This window comes from Cyclobacterium sp. SOCE241 (assembly GCF_056867545.1).
On the sequence record NZ_CP149779.1, the window covers coordinates 2,172,649 to 2,192,755 of the forward strand.

Consider the following 20,107-nt stretch of genomic DNA (forward strand, 5'->3'; position numbering starts at 1 on the left):
GTGTTTCCGATACGCCACCCTATGGCTTCGACTCCGCTCAGCCACCGGGTTTTCTCCTGCCTAATTATTTATAATAACAGTTAAATAACTTTGTCATTAGTTTTGTTATTGTTATAATGAATAATTAAAATATTCTAACAAAGGTTGAAAAAAATATTCTTTATACTGACAATGATTGTTTGGTCCTGCTCAGAAAAAGTTGATTCAGATCAAGAGCTCATAACAATCGAAATAGATCTGGATCAATCCAAACAAGGGAAACTATCAGATCATTTTGCAAAACCCGAATATATTATTTTGGATTACCCGGACAGCAACCCTGTAATTAACCTTTATAATGTAGTTTTTAGAGATGGATTGATTTTTATTAGAGACAATAGATCTCATAATTTATTTGTCTTTGATGAAGAAGGCCATGTTGTCAATACAATTAATGCCAATGGTATGGGGCCGGGAGAATATATACAAATGGATGACTTTCATGTTACTGAGGATCGAATTTATATTCAAGACACTCATTTACAAAAACAACTTGAATTTGATAGCAATGGGGAATTTATTAAAGAAATAAAAAACAGCTACCAAAATACCAACTTTTATGTAGCAGATACTTATTCCATTTACTTTATGTCCTATAAAACTGATTTTAAAGGATATAATTTTGTTAGAAGGGATAACTCAACAGGTAAAGAAGAGTTTTTTTATAAGATAGACAAACCATTAGAGAATATTGTAAGGGTCGATAACTTAAATGGACTTAAAGAAATAGAATCAAAAGATCTTCTATATTTTTCAATGCCACATGCTACAAAAGTCGTTTTTATAGATAAATTTTCAGGGTTTTTGAAGGATACTTATTTTTTTGATTTTGGAAAACACAATGTAGCTGATGAAAAAAGAGGATTTGAAAAAAGAGAAGAATTAAAAGTTTTAGTCAGAGATCGAAAATTGGTTAGTGGGATTGATTTAATTCATTCGTATTTAGATAAATATGTATTGTTTGTTAGGCAAGGTCTTGATCAAAGACATTATATTTTCATGGACCATGAATTTAATATTCTTAATCAATGGAAAAACCTTGAAAATGATATTGATGGAATGCCATATGTTTTCCCTTGGACAGGAACAGATGATCATTTAGTTTTTAGGTTTCATTCATCTAACTTCTTTAATAAATATGTGGAGTTGTATGGAAATAAAAAAGTTAAAATAATGGAAGGTAATATTCATTCCTTTTTTCAAACGAATAAAAAAAGGTTAAAAGAGGATACATGGGTTTTGGTGAATTAAAAATTAAATGACCGTTTTAAAATTTTGTAGGTTATTAAGTACCATTAATTGCTTGTGAGAATGAGAATATTTTTTCTGTTGTTGATATTGATAGCTACCGGATGTAAAGATTCAGTAAAAGAAAGAAATTGATTTTAAGACCAATTTTCTTGAAATTAAGCTTTTAGAAACTACCTGGTTAATCCTCGGTATACTCAGTTGATTGCTCTGACTCGGGAGAATACCTTTTACTTTTAAACGACTTTAAGGATAAATTCCAATTTCTTGAACTTCCTCAGGAGGGATCGCTCATGAAATAACAATTCAGCGAGGGAGAAAATGGGATTTAGGGTTTAATGCCGGAACAGTTACTTCTGCAAGATTCTCTTGCAACTAACAGGCCTCCAAGCTTAGTTTTAACTAACTTTAGCGGAGAAGTATTAAAAAAGGTGACTATTATTGACGATCAAAGACCACTTACCGTAATAAGGTCTGAATTTGATCGGCGAATGCATCAATATGGAAACAAAAATTTTCGGCTCACAGCCACTTTTCATGGACCATCATGGGATGAATAAAGATGCCATTCAAAGGCAAAGATTGGTCTTTAGTTTAGATATTAATACAGGAGATGTGGAGTGGTACGATGTGTTTTACAGAGAAGACTATTGGGATAATGGCAAAAGCCTTCCGGGTACTCATGGACGGAAAAGGGATGGGAATTTATACATTGCTCCCTGGTACGACCATGAGATTCAGGTTTTTGATATGGCCCCTGAGACTATAATACAGCGAAAGGAGGTGAAGTCTAATCATGTCAACAAACCTTGATTACGTCAATGAAATCTTACCAATGGAAAAAGCGTTAGCAAATTCTTTTTCTTCAGACCATTATAAAAGCCTTCTTTATGATAAGTACAGAAACGTATTTTACAGGTTTTTCTTTAATTTCTCCTGACCCCGAAAACTTGGAGGAAGAATACAATCATTTAGACCTCGAATTCTCGAGACCCTATTCGGGTGTGATGGTTTTGGATAGCGAACTGAATATTATCGGAGAACATATTTTTGATAAATTTCAGGTTTATTCATTAAATAACCATTTTGTAGGTGAGAAAGGATTGTACATTTCTGCAAACAATCCATTTAACCCTGAATATAATGAGGATATGTTGAAAGTACTTGATATTTACGCCGGAGTAGAGAGGATTAATTATGCCTAAAATGTTCAAATACAAAGTAGTATTGATCTTGATGAAAATGTTCTGCTTTCTCTACGCAAAAGTCTCGGTATAAAGAGAGGTTATGAATACCGTCTCTATGAAACCATTTTTTTTAGGGCTTTAGTGTTGGACAAAGCTGAGCCAATTTTACCTAACAGAAACGGGAGAAAATGAATACAAAACAGGCCGGAAAATAAAAAATACAGGAGGGAAAATGGGCTAAGTGATAAAAATGTTCACCAATAATTTGGTTTGCAGGGTTAAGTTTTCTAAAATTAATCTGAATTAGCAACAACGACCTTTCCTCCCACAAAGTAAAGGTCAAAACCCAAAATAATACATGAAGCCTACCGATACGAGTAATCCGGAGTATTACCACAAGGTAGTGGACTGTCAGTACGCCTGTCCAGCCCACACACCGGTCCCTGAGTACATCCGAAAAATTGCAGAAGAAAAGTACACCGAAGCCTATATGATCAATTGGGAATCCAATGTATTCCCCGGAGTTTTAGGCAGAACCTGTGACCGCCCCTGTGAACCTGCATGCAGAAGGGGAAGAGTAGAAGAGGAACCCGTAGCCATTTGCAGGTTAAAGCGGGTGGCTGCAGACAATAAAGGAGATGTAAAAGCCCTAATGCCGCATGCACCATTCCCTTCGAATGGTAAAAAAATAGCTTTGATAGGCGGTGGTCCAGCTTCATTAACAGTAGCCAGAGATCTGGCACCTCTGGGCTATGAAATCCACTTGTTTGACGAGCAGATTGCCGGAGGCGGTATGATGCGAAGCCAGATACCGGCATTCCGGCTTCCTGAAGAAGTACTCAATGAAGAAGTCAATTATATCCTGGATCTAGGCATCCATACCCAGTTTATGCATTATGTAGACAGCCTAAAAGGTGTGCTGGAACAAGATTATGATGCGGTATTTGTAGGTACAGGAGCCCCCAGAGGTCGTGACCTGCCCAAACTTCCCGGCAGACAAGAAGCAGATGCAAACATCCATATAGGCATAGAATGGCTGGCCAGTGTGGCTTTTGAACACACCAAAAAAATCGGCAAAAAAGTAATTGTACTCGGCGGAGGAAATACCGCCATGGATTGTTGCCGTACCTCTCGCCGTCTGGGTGGAGAAAGTGTAAAAGTGGTGGTTAGAAGTCCATTTAAGGACATGAAAGCCTCTCCTTGGGAGAAAGAAGACGCCCAACATGAAGACATTGATATCTTCGACAACCATGTTCCCCTTAGTTTCGAAGTAGAAAATGGCAAGCTGATTGGTATGAAATTCCAAAAAGTAGACGCCGTCTATGACGACAAAGGCAAGAGAAGACTAATCCCCACCGGCGAGCCGGACGTTTTTATAGAAGCAGACGAAGTTTTGATTGCCATAGGTCAGGAAAACAGCTTCCCTTGGATAGAAAGAGACATAGGACTTGAGTTTAACGAATGGGAAATGCCTACGGTAGATAAGGTTACTTTCCAATCTACAAATCCAAGGGTCTTTTTTGGCGGTGATGCAGCCTTTGGACCCGAGAATGTGATCACTGCTGTGGCGCACGGACACCAGGCAGCAGTATCCATGCATTTATTCTGCGAGCAAAGAGACCTTACAAAACGGCCTGCTCCGTTTACCAAGCTCTTCAGTACCAAAATGGGCATCCATGAATGGAGTTACGACAGTCCTGTCACCGTAGACCAACGGTTTGTAGTACCTCAGGCAGAGAAATCCCTAACCTTGGTAGACAGAAAAAAGAAGTCGAACTGGGATTTAACCTGCCCACAGGCTTTAAAGAAGCCCAACGTTGCCTGAACTGTGATGTACAAACGGCATTCACGGAAGACCGCTGCATAGAATGCGATGCCTGCATGGACGTTTGTCCCACTTCTTGCATCACCTTTACCGGAAATGAACAGGAAGAAGACCAATTGAGGGCAAAATTACTGGTACCGGCAACCAACAAATCTCAGGATATTTTGGTATCAGACACACTCAAGACCGGCAGGGTCATGGTAAAAGATGAAGATGTTTGTCTTCACTGCGGCTTATGTGCCGAAAGATGTCCTACCTCCGCCTGGGACATGCAACAATATTTTTACAGTGTAACAAAAGCAGGAAGTATATGAAGGAGCAACAAACCATTGCCCACCCTCAAGCAAGAGTAAATGATTTCGTAGCACGGTTTGCCAATGTCAACGGCACCGGCTCAGCAAGTGCCAATTTTCTATTTGCCAAAGCCATCTTCAGGATGGGGATTCCGGTCACCCCTAAAAATATTTTCCCTTCCAATATACAAGGGCTTCCTACCTGGTATGAGGTAAGGGTCAGTGAAAAGGGCTATCTGGGACGTAGAGAAGGCATAGACCTGCTCGTGGCAGTCAATGCCCAAAGCATGATGCAGGACATAGAAAGTGTACATCCCGGAGGCTACCTCATGTATGACAGCACAAAAAAACTGCATACAGATATGATCCGAGGGGACATCCATTATTTGGGAGTCCCCATGATGGAAATGGCCAATGAAAACTACAGCAACCCAAGACAGCGGCAACTGTTTAAAAACATTATCTATGTAGGCGCCCTTTCTGTTTTGCTAAACATAGAGTTTGAGGTATTGGAAACATTGCTCAAGGAGCAATTTGCCGGCAAGGAAAAGCTGATTGCCCCGAATGTAAAAGCCCTGCAACTGGGAATGGATTATGCCAAAAAGAATTTTGCCTACCCCCTACCCATAAGACTGGAAAGAAGAGACCTTGTCAAGGATAAAATATTGGTAGATGGCAATACAGCCTGTGGACTGGGTGCCGTATATGGTGGCGCAACGGTCATGGCTTGGTACCCCATCACCCCTTCAACTTCTGTGGCCGAGGCATTTGAGAAGTTCGCAAGCAAATACCGCTTAGATCCCGAAACAGGAAAGAAAAACTATGCCATCGTTCAGGCTGAAGATGAATTGGCAGCCATGGGAATGGTCATCGGTGCCAACTGGAATGGGGCAAGATCCCTAACAGCTACAAGTGGCCCGGGGGTCTCATTAATGAGTGAATTTATAGGCTTGGCCTATTTTGCAGAAGTACCTGCTGTACTGATAGACGTGGAAAGAGCCGGCCCCAGTACCGGCATGCCTACAAGAACGCAACAATCGGACATCACCATCGCTGCATACGCCTCCCATGGAGACAGCAAGCATCCATTGTTATTCCCCTCTACTCCCAAGGAGTGTTTTGACATGACAGCCATCTCATTTGACTTGGCAGATCGCCTTCAAACGCCAATCATTTTGATGACTGATCTGGACTTGGGCATGAACGATCATATGAGCGAGCCATTTACATGGGATGCTGAAAAGAAATATGACAGAGGAAAGGTATTGAACAGGGAAGAGTTGGAAGCCATGGGCAGGTACGGCAGATACCTGGACAATGAAGGAGATGGTATTCCTTACAGAACCTATCCCGGCACCCATCCATCCAAAGGCGCCTTCACCACCAGAGGAACCTCCCGAGATGAGTATGCCGTGTACACTGAAAACAGTGAAGCCTATGTGCGCAATATGAAACGCCTGCAAACCAAGTGGGAAACGGCAAAAAAAATAATGCCCGAACCCCACTTGTATCAAGAAGAAAATCGGCAGGAAATCGGCATGTTGTTCTTCGGAACCTCCACCTATTCTTCAGAAGAAGCCAAAGATTTACTGGAAGAAAAAGGCATTCACCTGGATGCCATTCGCATCAAAGCCTTCCCTTTTGGAGAAGCTACTGAGGCCTTTATTCAATCTCACAAGCTTGTATTTGTCATCGAGCAAAACAGGGATGGGCAGCTTCGCAGCCTGATCATTAATGAAATGCAAACCAATCCTGCAAAACTTGCCCCTGTACTGAATTATGATGGCATGCCCATCACTGCAGACGACATCGCTTCACAAATCACCAATTATTTAAAGCAAAAAACCGCCGTAGCTCATGACTTATCTGAAACCTTTATTTAGACATCCCAAGCTTCCCAAAAATAAACTTGGATACACCCTTAAAGAATACGAAGGCAGTATTTCTACGCTCTGTGCAGGTTGTGGACATGACAGTATCAGCGCCACCATCGTACAGGCTTGTTACGAACTAGACATTGAGCCCCATCTGGTAGCTAAAATCTCCGGCATTGGTTGCTCTTCCAAAACCCCTGCCTACTTTCTAGGCAATTCCCATGGTTTTAACTCTGTGCATGGCAGGATGCCTTCTGTGGCTACAGGTGCCAATATGGCCAATAAAAATCTGGTGTACTTTGGCGTTTCAGGAGATGGAGACACAGCTTCCATCGGTATGGGGCAGTTTGTGCATGCCATCCGAAGAAACCTCAACATGGTCTATATCGTGATGAACAATGGCTGCTATGGCCTTACCAAAGGACAAGATTCAGCTACTGCCGACTTAGGGTCTAAGAGCAAAGCAGGATCTATCAATCCATTCCAACCTGTGGATCTTGCCAGCCTGGCAGTAGAATTGGGAGCTACCTTTGTGGCCCAGAGTTTCAGTGGCGACAAACAACAACTGGTTCCCCTTATCAAGGCCGGAATACAACACAAAGGCCTGGCCTTTATCAATGTGATGTCCCCTTGTGTCACTTTCAATAACAATCCCGGATCAACCAAATCCTATGATTATGTACGTGAACACATGCAAGCCACGGGAACGCTGGATTTTGTCCCCGAAGAAAAACCCATTCATGCCGAGTACGAGGAAGGTACAGGCACGGCTGTATCGCTACATGATGGCTCTGAGATGAAGTTACACAAATTGGCACCGGACTGGGATCCCGAAGACCGGGTATCCGCAGCCAATGCCATTCAGCAAGCACGGTTAAAGGATGAAATACTCACCGGCTTGCTCTATATCAATACCGAATATGGTGACCTGCATGACATCATCAACACTTCCGATACAGCTTTAAACACCATGAAGGAAAATACGCTGTGTCCGGGCACGGAAAAACTGGACACCATCAATGCCGGATTCAGGTAAGCAAATCCTGACATCATCGTATTCGAACAAACACCATTACAAAACCCCATCGCTTTTACTAGAGATGGGGTTTCTTTTAAGGATGAGGAAGATTGCAGGATCCACAAGTGCCATGACAGGATAAAAACCAGTAGACTAATACTTTGAGAACACAAACTCCATGACATTGGCTCAGGAGACAGACAAGTACTACTACGTTCAAAAATTCATCTACACCTTAACACCAGAGTCGATCTGGAAGTTGGCAGACAAGTTCCTTGCATATTACAAGCTTCACGGTCAGAAGACTTTTACCTGTACTCGATAGGGTAGCGAAAAACTACCCATACATCGGCTAGCTATTGAGAGCACCAATGCCTCTGATTGCTTTAAATACCTAATGATGCACAAGTCCTGAAGAAGTCACGTAAGGTGACCCAGAAAGCCAGAAGTGGTGGCTAGGGTGAAGATGTGATTTTGGAGATATTCAGATAATTTTATAATAAAAATTGAAAAAAAAATCAATCATTTATGGGTATAAAGCCTGAGAAATAAACGTTAAATATTAACAATTTGTCGTATAAAAAGTATTGTATTGTAACAATAAGATTACCATATTTGTGAAGTTACGTTGCGAAAATAACTACGCAATGGATTGAAAATTAAGGCTTTTATTGACTTTAATCTTTTTATACTAACTTATAAATCCATGAGCAAAACATTAAACCCAACAATTGGAGGTGCTTTTGATGAAATTGGAGAAAGCTCATTGAAAGCGCGAGGCTTGGATATTCGCTATCAGCAGGTCTTAAACCATTATTTGGACACAATTACCGATTTCATTAATATAATCGATCAAAAGGTTCAGTTAATGGAAGTGGTTTCTTCTCAACTTGAAAAATTAACGTGGATAGAAACCACTTCGAACGATGATACACTACAAAAAGTGAGTTCGATCCTACACATTAGTAGGGGAATGCTTTCTGGTTTTAAAAATGATTTGAAAGCCATGGAGGAAGGTAAGATTGACCAAGATTGTCCTTCTACAGTGTCAAAGTTTAGGGACGAGATAGAATTGTTAGAAGAGAATATTGTGGATACAGAAATGATCTTTTTTGAGTTAAGAACTGACTCTGATTTTAACGATCTGGATAAACAAATATCAAATTTCTAAATGATTTTTTTGTATCCCACAAGTAAAAGATCAAAATCTATAAACTATCTAAAAAAGTAGTTACAAAAATCTCAACACTGAGTTATTCGATTTTTTTGATGGTATAAACAATGGCAATAATAGTTACCATGGAAAAAGATTAAATTGCTCTTCTCCTAATCCATTTATCAAAAAGAGAATTGAAGGCAGGGTGGGTTTCGGATTTATTATTATATTATCGAGATCAACGATTCCCTTTTTTTGACAGCATTGCATCCCAAGGTAGGAAAACTTGGAAAATCAAATCTTTCTAAAGATGAAATTAAAAGTGCTCAAAAGAGAATTACGAGAATCGAAACTACTTTAAAACCACTTTAGACCGTAAGAAAAAAGAGCTAAATTTTAAGATGGTAACTACTCAATCCTAGTTCCAAATAATATTTTTTTAGTTTATCAATAAACAATATTTAATAGTACAGTTTGGGTTTGATAGTTTTTTCGATTTTTCGAAGTAATCACCCCAAAGTTCAGGGTCTTCTTTGAATTGGTTGGCAGGGTTCGAACTATCATTGTAAAAGAATATTCTCGTAATTCCGTTCTTTTCATTGCTTTGAATGGCATCCTTAGATGACCAAGTTCAATTAGAAATTCACCCGCTGATTATTTTACTTGGTATAAATTGGCAAAAAATAAGTAACGTTAAATTTCTCTATGCCTTAGAATTTCTAGATAGCCCTGACTCAGTTTTCCTTCCCATTAAACGGGTTAAATTTCCTACTCCCTACGTCCATTCCTATGGCCCTGCAGACGGTCTTGTCTCCATACTTGCCATTGAGTCGATCCAAGGCCTGGTACAAAGAGATTTGTTCTTCGGTATCTTCAAACAGGTTGATCTGATAATGCCCATGCACCAGTCCGCTAAAGCGAACACCGATCAACCGAATCAGCAGACGGCGTTGGTACAATTGCTGAAAAAGTGCTTTAACCAGGGAAGAAGCACATGATCTGCCGAAGTATAAAATACCCGGCGCTGTACCGTATGGGTATCAAAATCAGAATACCGAATCTTTACGGATACGGTAGAAGTGAGTTTTTGCTGCTGCCTCAGCTTACTTGCCAGCTGTTCAGTCATGGCCGTAAGTGTGGCTTCCAGCAGGCCTACATCAATGGTATCTTGCTCGAAGGTGTTTTCTGTAGAAATGGATTTGGCTTCCGAATAAGGCGTAATGGGCGAGCTGTCGATACCATTGGCTTTCTCCCAAATCATCAGCCCGTTTTTGCCAAAAGCAGCTTCCAACAATTCCGCAGGCATAGTCTGCAGGGTGTGGATTTTCTTTACCCCCATGTTGTATAGGGTATGGGAAGTTTTCTTCCCTATCATGGGAATCTTTCTCACAGATAATGGCGCCAAAAAGGTTTCTCTTCTCCATAAGGCACCTGTTTCTCATTATTGGGCTTGGCTTCTCCCGTGGCCACTTTGGATACGGTTTTATTTTGTGAGAGCCCTAAAGAAATGGGCAAACCACTTTCTTTGATAATCTTTTGTCGCAGCTCCTGCGCCATCTTATAACAGCCAAAAAACCGGTCCATGCCCGTATAATCCACATAAAACTCATCTATAGATGATTTTTCAAAAAGCGGCACACTCTCACGGACAATGTCAGTGATCTCACTAGACTTCTGGCTGTATTTAGCAAAATCACCTCTTATCTGCAAAGCCTCCGGACAAAGCTGCCTGGCCGTACGCATGGGCATGGCAGAATGAATACCAAACTTCCGGGCCTCATAGCTGCAAGAAGCCACCACTCCCCTGTCTCCGGACCCTCCGATCAGGATAGGCTTGCCCATAAGCCGGCTGTCATACAGGCGCTCAACGGACACGAAAAAACTGTCCAAATCCATGTGTACAATGTTCCGTCTTTCTGCCATTACCTTCCTCTCCTACTATGATTTACAATCTGTTTTGTTAATTTTATTGACATTTTATTGTTTATAATTTAAACAATTGTTTTATATTTAAACCATTGATTTCATTAAAAAATTTGACCATGTACCTCCACAGCAATATCAAATTACTGCGCAAAAGAAAAGGAATCACACAGTCCATAATGTCTGAGTCACTGAAAATCAGCAGGTCCAAGCTTGCCGGCTATGAACTAAGTATCAGCCCTCCGCTGGATACATTGGTGAAGATTTGTGAATACCTGGAGGTATCGGTAGATCTGATCTTGAAGGAAAACCTGGAAAAATATCCTGCGCACAAGCTCAGGGAGGTGTTGGAAACCAGTCGCTACCTCAAAGGCCGAGATTTACGCATACTCACCACCACGGTGGATGCCCAAGGTCGTGAATTAATAGAAGTGGTTTCTCAGAAAGCAAAAGCCAGTTATCTGGCAGGATTTTCAGACCCGGACTTTATTGGGGATTTGCCTCGGTTTCACCTCCCCTTTCTCCCACAGGACAAAAAATACAGGGTTTTTCAGGTAGACGGAGACTCTATGGAACCGATCCCTGACGGGGCATGGATCATTTGTGAATACATAGACGACTGGACTGGCATTCGTGATGGTGATAAATACGTTATTGTCACCGAGCAGGATGGGGTTACGTTCAAGCTGACTTACAACCAATTAAGCAATAAAAAGCAGCTTTTACTCTGTTCAAGCAACCCCTTATATCCCCCTTTTGAAGTAAAAGCAGAGGCAGTAAGGGAAGTATGGAAATACCGGATGATGATGGTATAAGTATCTCAAATAAATTGGTAAAAGCAGAAATTAAAGTTACCTTTAGTCCAATAGACAATCACCATCCGTATAATTTACAGCAACATTTTACGCTGTTACCTGTTAATAACATACAACCTTCTAAATCCCCATGAATAGGGCAGGCAGAAGGTCGATTGCAATTATTTTTATTTTGAAATGCATGAAGCCACAGGGCTTTCCCTACCCTTTTCAATGGGCTCTGACAATGCTCAAGAGAAAAGCTAATCGCATGAAGGAAAGCTAAAACTCAGAGGCGGAGTTGCAAATTGACAAATGCCTATTCCAGGCTAAAGGATTGAATAATAGTATATTTCATTGAAGCGTCAGCAGTAATACTGAATTAGTAGCATTTAAACCTTTTGTTGGTTTTAAAATCGTAGAGGACATGAAAGAAACAGTAGTCATTACGTCGCCCTTAGGAAATATCAGACTTGTCGCTGCAGATGGTTTTTTGCTGTCCTGTAGCTTTACGGAAGAGCCTGTAACAGAAAAGATAAATAACCTGTTTTTTCTAGACATCATCAGTCAATTGAATCGTTATTTCGATGGAGACCTCAGGGTTTTCGATATTCCGGTAGCCATTGGAGGCAGCACATTCCAGAAAAAAGTATGGATGGAAGTAAATAAGATCCCTTTTGGACAGACGGCTTCTTACCAGGAGATTGCCAATGCCCTTTCTAAACCTACTGCTGCCCGTGCTGTAGGTGCCGCCAATGGCACCAATCCACTATTAATTGTTATCCCTTGTCACAGGATCATTGCCAGTACGGGAGAGTTGACCGGCTATGCAGGAGGTCTGTGGAGAAAGCTTAAGCTGCTACAAATGGAAGCCATAGACCAGCCTGGTCAGCAGTATAATTTGGGCTTTTAATTTTCCGGTCAAACGCTTTCTTCTTTTTATCAACATCCCTATTTTTAAAGATGGAAAAGGCAAAAATTCATCTTTACACACCTCAATTGGCTTGTTATTTTCTCTCCATCAATCAGGAATGGATAGAAAAGTATTTTACCATGGAAGCTTTTGACATTGCCCAACTGCAAAAACCTCAGGAAACCATCCGGGATCATGGCGGTGAAGTATTGTTTGCCGAATGGGACAAGGAAATTGTAGGGACAGTGGCTTTAAAAAAAATAAATGAAGCTCAGTACGAATTAATTAAAATGGGTGTATCGCCCAAAGCCCAAGGCAAAAACATTGGTTTTCAACTTGGAGAAGCCGCACTGAACTGGGCCAAAGGTCAAGGTGCTACGAAAGTGATCTTGTACAGCAACAGTCTATTAGCTCCTGCAATAGCCCTTTACCGAAAAATGGGCTTTAAAGAAATCCCCATGGAATGTGGCACCTATGAGCGCTGTGACATTAAAATGGAGTATATTTTTTGATTTTTTCTTCTGATTTTCAAGGTTTTTAATCAAAAACACTACTCTTTGGCAGCTAAACAAATAAGTAACCCTTACATCAAAAAGAACTATAGGAAAGTTGGTTCAAGTCAACTACCGACAAACACTTGAAAAATATAATTGGCATTTGTAAGATTTGCTACTTTTTGGACAACTTATTAGGAAATGAAAATTTCAATCTTCTCCTTATGTCTTTAGCAATATCTCCATCCCTCCGCACATCCATATTTGACCTGTCGTTAATCAAGCAGGTTAAGTTAAAAAATGAAATACATAAAAAGACGTCAATTGCTTGCGATAAGAAAAATGCTACTGAAATCATTTTAGGATTCACAAATAATGTAATAACTGATATAAAGGCTGTAATTATCAAATTTGGCTTTCAAATCATTCTAGACATTAGGCTATGGAAAGGGAATTTCTAAATATAGTAGAAGCGAATCAGGGGATAATCTTTAAAGTCTGTAAACTATACCGAAACAGTAAAGAGGACCAGGAGGACTTGTTCCAAGAAATTGTGCTTCAACTGTGGAGGGCATTCCCAAAGTTTCGAAAGGAATCAAAAGTAAGCACATGGATGTACCGTATTGCATTAAATACCGCTATAGCAATGTTCCGGAAGCACAAAATAGAAATCGAATTCAACGAATATACGCCAAAAGAGATTTACTCAAATCAGGAAAGTGAACAATCAGAAAATGAAGAAAGGCTGTTTGATGCCATAAGGACATTGAATCAAACTGAAAGGGCCATCATCGCATTATTCTTAGAAGGCTTTAATTATAAGGAAATTGGCGAAATCACAGGAATAACTGAAAATTACGTTGGTGTGAAAATCAATAGAATAAAGGAAAAACTCAAAATCATCTTAAAATAATAAGCTATGGAACTCGATAAATTAAAATCAACCTGGGATCAATCAAGTACTGGAGAAAAAACCAAAATGAATTATTAATAATGACAAAAGTGGAAAACCACCCGACGATTAAAAAGATGAAGCTTAAATTTTTTATTGAGGCCCTTCTTTTGATTGTTTTTATGGCCGTTTACTACGATGGTTTTGATGGGGGAACTAAACCCTTGTGGGCAAATTTACTTTTGATAGGCGCTACCAGTTTATACATTTTTGTCCGTTTTATTGGATGGATCATTTTAAGAAACCCTATCAATGGCGACAATTTAAAACAATCACTTCTTAATTTTCAATCGAAATTAAAGCAAATAACTATAGCTATTGTTCTGACTTCCTTTCTTTTTGGCTGTGCGGTGATTTCCTTTTTCTCTTCGTCTATTGACTTTACAAAAGGAAAATATGCTTCAATTGCCTGTATGCTTCTATCCTTGTTTCTTTTAGTCTATTTATCAAGTAGAAATTGGAGCAAAAGAATTAGTAAAATAAAAACCAACCTAAAGGAATTTGATGTTTAATTAGGTATACTGAACCACTATTGGATACAGATTAATAGATCCTGGGTTCTATTTCAATTATTTTCTCCACATCATACCTTTCCAATTAATTTGTAATCATTTTTGTTTGCACTGCTGAAATTATCTTCTACTTTTGCACTTCCCATCTGCGCACGTGGTGGAATTGGTAGACACGCCATCTTGAGGGGGTGGTGCCTTCGGGTGTGGAAGTTCGAATCTTCTCGTGCGCACTAAACCTTTCCTGAAATTTGGAAAGGTTTTTTTTTGATGTCATTTTATTATAAATTTCATTTTTATTCACCTTTTTCAACCCTTCAATCATGTCTTCCCCTAGTATTCATCGTTTATCTCTTGGCCAAATAGAAGCCCAAATAGCTACCATGGGCGCAGAATGTATTTCGCTCAAAAAAATGGACTGGAATTCCTATGGCAAGCTAATCCAAAGGTATGGGGCCGCCATGCCCCTGTATTGTTTCCAATAGTGGGCAAATTAAAAGACAATCAATATTCCCATAACGGCAAAACCTACACCATGGGCCAACATGGTTTTGCCAGAGATCGGGATTTTGAATTGATTGAAAAAACCGAACAGGAACTTACCATGGTACTTAAGGCAGACGAACTCAGTAAAAAAGTTTATCCTTTTGATTTTGAACTTTCCATCAAATATCGTCTTACTGACAATGGTATGCATGTAACCTATAATGTGCGCAATCCATCTGAAAATGAAAACCTGCTTTTTAGTATTGGGGCACATCCCGGTTTTGCCTGCCCTCTGGAAGCTGAAAAGGAATCTTTTTCTGATTACCTAATAGATTTTGGTCAAAAGGAGATTAACAAGCTTCCCTTGTACACTTTAGATGATGGGCTGATTTCCGCTCAAAGAAAAACTTTAGCTCTAGATGCCGGAAAAATAGCCTTGGATTATAAGCTGTTTGAAAAGGATGCATTGATTTTAGATGTAGCCCCCATTACCCATGTAAGCGTTATCAGTCAAAAAACAGGCAAAGGTTTTGCCATGGAATTTTCAGACTTTAAATGGCTGGGAATATGGACCAAAGAAAAAGGCGCAAAATTCGTTTGCCTGGAACCTTGGAATGGGATTGCCGCTACCACAGATCATGATGGGAGCTTGGAAAATAAATTGGGAATCGAAAAATTGTTACCACAAGGCCTTCACACGGCCGAATTTAAGGTGGAACTCATGGGCTAAAAGAGGAAAAATCGCTACTTTAACGAATTCCTTTTTCTAATGCTGCCATATACCGCATAGTTTTCTTAATTTTGCGGCATGTTATCCATCAACAATCTCTCTTACTATATTGGGGGTCGCCCCCTTTATGAAAATGCTTCCCTACACATCAAACCAAAGGATAAAATTGGCTTGGTAGGGCTCAATGGCACCGGCAAGTCTACACTTTTAAAAATCATTTATGGTGACCTTCAACCCAGCTCAGGTGAAATCCAAAAGTCCAAAGACTGTAGCGTAGGGTTTCTTAACCAAGACCTATTGTCCTATCAATCAGAGGACAGTATCCTGGATGTGGCCCTAGAAGCATTTAAGGAAACCCTGTCACTTCAAGACGAGATTGACAAGGTGCTTAAAGCGATGGAAACCGACTATTCCGATGAAATCATACAGAAACTGGCCAATCTTCAGGAAAGATTCGAAGCTTTGGAAGGGTATACCATCAAAGCCAAAGCGGAAGAAGTACTGGAAGGCATTGGTTTTAAAACCGCTGATCTTAGTCGACCCCTGAAAACATTCTCCGGTGGCTGGAGAATGCGGGTGATGTTGGCCAAGCTACTTTTAGAAAAGCCTTCTTTACTGATGCTTGATGAGCCTACCAACCACTTGGATTTACCTTCTATCCAATGGGTGGAAAACTACCTTAAATCTTATGAAGGAGCAGTTATTGTCGTTTCCCATGACCAGACTTTTTGAACAATGGCACAGAAACCACTGTAGAAGTTTCTCGCGGCAATCTCACCAGCTATGCAGGTAATTATGCTTTCTATAAAAAGGAGAAAGTTGAAAGAGAAGAAATCCAGCAAAATGCCTATGAGAACCAGCAGCAAATGATCAAGCAAACGGAACGTTTCATTGAACGTTTCCGTGCCAAAGCTTCAAAATCCAATCAAGTTCAATCACGGGTGAAAGCATTGGATAAACTGGAAAAAATAGCAGAGGTAGAAAGGGACGAAGTATCTGTTAATTTTAAATTTACTTTTTCTCAACAATCAGGTCGTGATGTTATTACTTTAGAAAATGTATCCAAATCTTTTGGAGACCTGCAAATTCTCAAAAATACTACAGCACGCATTGAAAGAGGTGATAAGATAGCACTTATTGGTGCCAACGGTAAGGGAAAATCCACGGTCTTGAGAATCATTGATGGATCAGAACCCATAGAAGGAAAGAGAGAAGAAGGTTATAACCTTATTAAATCGTTCTTTGCCCAACATCAGCTAGAAGCTTTGGGCATTAACAATGAAATCCTGCAAGAGATGATGCAGGCAGGTAGCAGGAAATCTGAAACAGAATTAAGGAATGTGCTGGGCTGTTTCTTGTTTACAAATGATGATGTTTTCAAGAAAATAAAAGTACTTTCCGGTGGTGAAAAATCTAGGGTAGCATTGGCTAAAACTCTAATTTCTGAAGCCAACTTTTTATTACTTGATGAACCTACTAATCACCTTGACATTCAATCAGTAAACATTCTGATTCAAGCCTTGCAGCAATACGAAGGAACCTTTGTTACCGTTTCTCACGATCGTTTGTTTATCAAAGGTGTAGCTAATAAAATTTGGTACATTGAGGACGAGCAAATTAAGGAATATCCGGGAACCTACGACGAATACGTTTATTGGAGAGAAAATCAAGTAGAAAAGGAAGCCAAACCGCAAAACATTGTAAAAAAGCTCCCAAGCCTGCACCAAAAAGTTCAGTAAACAAACAGGAGGATCATGCCCATAAAAAGGCCATAAAAGAAAAAGAAAAGAATTTAGAAAGTATTGAGCAACAAATCACTGCGCTGGAAAAGAAAAAAACAGATTTGGAACATCTACTGGCTCAACCTTCCGTTTATGAAGATGAAGCAAAAATGCAGCAGCTGAATGAAGCTTATAGTAAAATCCAAGAAGAAGAAGCTGCCCTCAACAAAAAATGGGAAGACCTGGCAGAGCAAATAGAAAGCTTGCAAAATTAAGGTTTAAGCATCTGAGCACTTGGGAGATAGTATCCCTTTTATTTGGGATACTTTTACTTCATATGGACATCACTGAAAATTAACCTAATCGAGACCCATGAAATATCCATTGATTAAACTTGTAATAGTATTTATTCTGGTTGCAATGGGGCCTTTATCAGCTCAAGAGATCCATGAAGACCGAGTGTATGATGAAAACATCCGAACGGTACAGCTTTACCCCTCAAGTACTGAATTTTCAGCCCAAATGACAACTCCTGTTATTCCTTTGGGTGGAACTACTCCATTGGAACTACATTTTGATGACATTGCTTTTGAAACGGACCGTTATCTGGCCAAAATTATTCACTGCAACGCCGACTGGACTACTTCAGGTCTAAAGGATCCGGATTTTCTTAGCCAATTCAATGAGTTTAATATCAATTCCTATGATTATGGCATCAATACAAGGATTCCATACATCCATTACACCTTCGAGGTACCAAGTGTAAAAAGGTCCGGAAATTACCTTTTAAAAGTTTACAGAGGGAGAAACGAAGAAGATGTAATTTTCACCAAAAGATTTATGGTTTACCAAAATCAAGTAGGCATAGGTGCTGAAGTCGTTCCTCCCAGCCTTAACGAAGACAGAAGAACAAGCCAGCAAATTAATATCAATGTTGGCTACAGCCAACGTGAATTAATTGACCCGCTGAATAATACCCTTGTAGTCATTCGCCAAAACCAGCGATGGGACAATGCCATTTACGGCCTAAGGTTTACCAATATAAGGGATGACATCAAACAATTGCAATACCAACTATTTGATGGTTCCAATACTTTTCCGGCAGGCAATGAATTTCGCTTTGTTGACTTGCGCTTTGTACGCACCAGAGGACGTAACATTTCAAGTGTAAGCATGGAAAAAGATGTTGTTTTTGCAGAAGCAGCCATAGACAAAGGAAGAAATGCCCTTGCCTACCTTGAATACCTGGATCTAAATGGACAGTTTGGTATTTTCAATATGGAGCGTCAAAATCACCTATTAGAAAGTGAATATGTGCTTTTGACCCTAAACCTTGAATCTCCTGAATTGCCTTCTCCCCCATATGTTTTGGGCGCCTTGACCAACTGGGGAAAAGACCCTGAAGCGAAAATGGTCTATAACAAAAAAGAGGATTGTACCAAGCCAGTTTATTTTTAAAACAGGGATGGTATGACTATCAATATGGCCTTAAAGGTGCGGAGGGTTGGAATATGGCAGCATTTGAGGACAATCACTTCCAGACTGAAAATGAATATGAAATATTTTTCTATTACCGAGCCATGGGTTCCAGGTATGACGAATTGATAGGCTATACGGTGATTAATCCAAATAAAAGGAGGTTTTAAGGTTAGCTGTATCTAACAACAGTCCTTTAAGATTTTAGAGAGCAATTATTGAAGACGGTCTGTCTTTCGACTAGTTTTTCAGTGCTTTTTAAGGGCTTCTGTACCCTTATTCTAAGGAGCTTAATAATTTAAACCACTATAAAATCAACTTAAATCTAAGCTTTATCACATTATTTTACCTTTACCTTTTGGCAGGCAATTTTAACTCTTAAAAACAGCCAAATTGTCTCGCATTTCCACCATTAAGAATGAATTCATTCCATCAGATAATTCCAGTTAAACTTTTGGTATTTGGTCTTCGAAGGCGCTGAAACTTCAGTATAAGGCAAAAAAATACCCGGTGATTTCTCCCGGGTATTTTTTATTAATTGTTATTCTTCTACAGATTTGCTTTCTCCACCATCCGCTCTTTCGTCGTTTTTACGTGGTTCATGCCCTTGGGCTCTGTAAGGTACAAATCCTTCTCTTTTAAATTTGTATGGTTCTGTACGCTGGCTTGGCATATTGTTCGCTAAATCCAGCATTCCAAACCCTTTATGGGTAAAAGCACCAAGTCCACACTTGAATACAAACTCCTGCACTTCACTTGCAGCATACAATGTAAATGGCAAGGTATAGCCTCTTACTTCATATTTCACATCCATATCATAGACGGAGTAGATTCTAGCAAACTTCTTTTGTTGTTCCCGAAGTTTGTTAACGTAAACCATGTCAGGAACTACTTGAAATTTATAGAAAGACTCCATTTGTTCTTGGTTGTACCAACCCGATTTCTCCATTCTAGTGAGCGTAGACTCATACAACAGATCTGAAAACTCATCTGTATCCGGATTGATAAACCTTTTACCTGACTCATCATCAAATGTAGGAGTAAGTAAAACCAAAGGGGAGATACAAACAAACTTATTGGATGTCTCTAATGGTGGCTCAATCTCTTTCTCAGTATACTCTGGAGACAATATTAAATTCCCCAATTCAATTTTGGGGGTTTTAAAAACCTGCTTTAATAGATAATCTATAAAAGGTTCATCAGGCGCTGAAACTACTAGAGTAACCAAACTGGAATAATAATGCAACCCACTTCTACTAACTTTTGTTTGGCCTTTTAGCCCGGAAAAGTTAAAGTAATTGTAGTTAAAAAATTCTTCCTGGCCTCCTTTTACAATCAGGCCTTTTAGAAACTGAGCTAAGATGTACTGATGGTGAAAGGGTAAGTAAGCACCTTTGTTCTTTAAGGAAAATATTAATCTAATTCTCACGACTTTAAAAATGAAAAGTTAAACAAAAATTTTATTTCAT

Annotated in this window: 16 protein-coding genes, 1 tRNA gene and 3 pseudogenes; 18 read left to right on the forward strand and 2 right to left on the reverse strand. The window is 39.7% G+C overall.

The features are described from left to right. Positions 1 to 144 precede the first annotated feature (144 nt). The 7 genes and pseudogenes from WG932_RS10720 (at position 145) to WG932_RS10750 (ending at position 8,655) form a co-directional block, all read left to right on the forward strand. On the forward strand, positions 145 to 1,290 hold the full coding sequence (locus WG932_RS10720) for a 6-bladed beta-propeller (protein ID WP_483087922.1): 1,146 nt from the start codon (positions 145 to 147) through the stop codon (positions 1,288 to 1,290). Positions 1,291 to 1,788: 498 nt separating this feature from the next. Then, positions 1,789 to 2,100: a hypothetical protein gene (locus WG932_RS10725; RefSeq protein ID WP_483087923.1), complete on the forward strand. Its 312-nt coding sequence runs from the start codon at positions 1,789 to 1,791 to the stop codon at positions 2,098 to 2,100. 77 nt (positions 2,101 to 2,177) lie between these two features. Next, positions 2,178 to 2,492, forward strand: a complete 315-nt coding sequence (locus tag WG932_RS10730; RefSeq protein WP_483087924.1) for a hypothetical protein — start codon at positions 2,178 to 2,180, stop codon at positions 2,490 to 2,492. 340 nt (positions 2,493 to 2,832) lie between these two features. Continuing rightward, positions 2,833 to 4,613 (forward strand): annotated as a pseudogene (locus WG932_RS10735) (FAD-dependent oxidoreductase). Then, positions 4,610 to 6,475, forward strand: a complete 1,866-nt coding sequence (locus WG932_RS10740) for a 2-oxoacid:acceptor oxidoreductase subunit alpha (protein ID WP_149393549.1) — start codon at positions 4,610 to 4,612, stop codon at positions 6,473 to 6,475. Before WG932_RS10735 ends, WG932_RS10740 begins: the two are co-directional and overlap by 4 nt. Further along, positions 6,450 to 7,502, forward strand: coding sequence for a 2-oxoacid:ferredoxin oxidoreductase subunit beta (locus WG932_RS10745; protein ID WP_483087925.1), 1,053 nt, complete (start codon positions 6,450 to 6,452; stop codon positions 7,500 to 7,502). Before WG932_RS10740 ends, WG932_RS10745 begins: the two co-directional genes overlap by 26 nt. 688 nt (positions 7,503 to 8,190) lie before the next feature. Further along, complete coding sequence (locus WG932_RS10750) at positions 8,191 to 8,655, forward strand: hypothetical protein (protein WP_014018194.1); 465 nt, start codon at positions 8,191 to 8,193, stop codon at positions 8,653 to 8,655. A 719-nt stretch (positions 8,656 to 9,374) separates the two neighbouring features. On the opposite strand, the pseudogene dinB reads toward WG932_RS10750, so the two are convergent. Next, positions 9,375 to 10,563: pseudogene (gene dinB / locus WG932_RS10755) on the reverse strand (DNA polymerase IV). Between the two features lie 119 nt (positions 10,564 to 10,682). On the opposite strand from dinB, the gene WG932_RS10760 reads away from it, so the two are divergent. The 11 genes and pseudogenes from WG932_RS10760 to WG932_RS10810 all read left to right on the forward strand — a co-directional run bounded on the left by WG932_RS10760 (position 10,683) and on the right by WG932_RS10810 (position 18,808). Beyond that, the gene (locus WG932_RS10760) at positions 10,683 to 11,378 is read left to right on the forward strand and encodes an XRE family transcriptional regulator (RefSeq protein ID WP_483088621.1); all 696 of its coding nucleotides are present in this window, start codon (positions 10,683 to 10,685) and stop codon (positions 11,376 to 11,378) included. 406 nt (positions 11,379 to 11,784) lie between these two features. Further along, entirely contained in the window at positions 11,785 to 12,270 is a 486-nt protein-coding gene (locus WG932_RS10765; RefSeq protein WP_014018200.1) for a methylated-DNA--[protein]-cysteine S-methyltransferase, read from the forward strand. Between the two features lie 50 nt (positions 12,271 to 12,320). Next, complete coding sequence (locus tag WG932_RS10770; protein ID WP_483087926.1) at positions 12,321 to 12,782, forward strand: GNAT family N-acetyltransferase; 462 nt, start codon at positions 12,321 to 12,323, stop codon at positions 12,780 to 12,782. A 424-nt stretch (positions 12,783 to 13,206) separates the two neighbouring features. Next, positions 13,207 to 13,677, forward strand: a complete 471-nt coding sequence (locus tag WG932_RS10775; RefSeq protein ID WP_014018202.1) for an RNA polymerase sigma factor — start codon at positions 13,207 to 13,209, stop codon at positions 13,675 to 13,677. A gap of 80 nt (positions 13,678 to 13,757) precedes the next feature. Then, positions 13,758 to 14,228 carry a hypothetical protein gene (locus WG932_RS10780; RefSeq protein WP_483087927.1) on the forward strand — a complete coding sequence of 157 codons (471 nt, stop codon included), beginning with the start codon at positions 13,758 to 13,760 and terminating at the stop codon, positions 14,226 to 14,228. 148 nt (positions 14,229 to 14,376) lie between these two features. Next, positions 14,377 to 14,458, forward strand: a tRNA-Leu gene (locus WG932_RS10785). 161 nt (positions 14,459 to 14,619) lie between these two features. Then, positions 14,620 to 15,441, forward strand: a complete 822-nt coding sequence (locus WG932_RS10790; RefSeq protein WP_483087928.1) for an aldose 1-epimerase family protein — start codon at positions 14,620 to 14,622, stop codon at positions 15,439 to 15,441. Positions 15,442 to 15,519: 78 nt separating this feature from the next. Beyond that, on the forward strand, positions 15,520 to 16,173 hold the full coding sequence (locus WG932_RS10795; RefSeq protein ID WP_483087929.1) for an ATP-binding cassette domain-containing protein: 654 nt from the start codon (positions 15,520 to 15,522) through the stop codon (positions 16,171 to 16,173). Beyond that, positions 16,170 to 17,180, forward strand: a complete 1,011-nt coding sequence (locus WG932_RS10800; RefSeq protein ID WP_483087930.1) for an ABC-F family ATP-binding cassette domain-containing protein — start codon at positions 16,170 to 16,172, stop codon at positions 17,178 to 17,180. Before WG932_RS10795 ends, WG932_RS10800 begins: the two co-directional genes overlap by 4 nt. Then, a complete protein-coding gene (locus tag WG932_RS10805; RefSeq protein WP_483087931.1) occupies positions 17,096 to 17,437 on the forward strand; it encodes an ABC transporter C-terminal domain-containing protein in 342 nt (113 codons plus the stop codon). Before WG932_RS10800 ends, WG932_RS10805 begins: the two co-directional genes overlap by 85 nt. A 97-nt stretch (positions 17,438 to 17,534) precedes the next feature. Beyond that, a pseudogene (locus tag WG932_RS10810) lies at positions 17,535 to 18,808 on the forward strand (type IX secretion system plug protein). Between the two features lie 371 nt (positions 18,809 to 19,179). Here WG932_RS10810 and cas6 read toward each other — a convergent pair. Further along, a complete protein-coding gene (cas6, locus tag WG932_RS10815; RefSeq protein ID WP_014018207.1) occupies positions 19,180 to 20,067 on the reverse strand; it encodes a CRISPR-associated endoribonuclease Cas6 in 888 nt (295 codons plus the stop codon). Between the last annotated feature and the right edge of the window lie 40 nt (positions 20,068 to 20,107).

Excerpts from the sequence above, each read along its gene's own strand:
- WG932_RS10760 (WP_483088621.1), top strand. The coding sequence starts at position 10,683 with ATGTACCTCCACAGCAATATCAAATTACTGCGCAAAAGAAAAGGAATC.
- WG932_RS10730 (WP_483087924.1), top strand. The coding sequence starts at position 2,178 with ATGATAAGTACAGAAACGTATTTTACAGGTTTTTCTTTAATTTCTCCT.
- WG932_RS10795 (WP_483087929.1), top strand. The coding sequence starts at position 15,520 with ATGTTATCCATCAACAATCTCTCTTACTATATTGGGGGTCGCCCCCTT.
- WG932_RS10750 (WP_014018194.1), top strand. The coding sequence starts at position 8,191 with ATGAGCAAAACATTAAACCCAACAATTGGAGGTGCTTTTGATGAAATT.
- WG932_RS10740 (WP_149393549.1), top strand. The coding sequence starts at position 4,610 with ATGAAGGAGCAACAAACCATTGCCCACCCTCAAGCAAGAGTAAATGAT.
- WG932_RS10765 (WP_014018200.1), top strand. The coding sequence starts at position 11,785 with ATGAAAGAAACAGTAGTCATTACGTCGCCCTTAGGAAATATCAGACTT.
- WG932_RS10775 (WP_014018202.1), top strand. The coding sequence starts at position 13,207 with ATGGAAAGGGAATTTCTAAATATAGTAGAAGCGAATCAGGGGATAATC.
- WG932_RS10770 (WP_483087926.1), top strand. The coding sequence starts at position 12,321 with ATGGAAAAGGCAAAAATTCATCTTTACACACCTCAATTGGCTTGTTAT.
- WG932_RS10725 (WP_483087923.1), top strand. The coding sequence starts at position 1,789 with ATGGAAACAAAAATTTTCGGCTCACAGCCACTTTTCATGGACCATCAT.
- WG932_RS10780 (WP_483087927.1), top strand. The coding sequence starts at position 13,758 with ATGACAAAAGTGGAAAACCACCCGACGATTAAAAAGATGAAGCTTAAA.
- WG932_RS10790 (WP_483087928.1), top strand. The coding sequence starts at position 14,620 with ATGTATTTCGCTCAAAAAAATGGACTGGAATTCCTATGGCAAGCTAAT.
- WG932_RS10745 (WP_483087925.1), top strand. The coding sequence starts at position 6,450 with ATGACTTATCTGAAACCTTTATTTAGACATCCCAAGCTTCCCAAAAAT.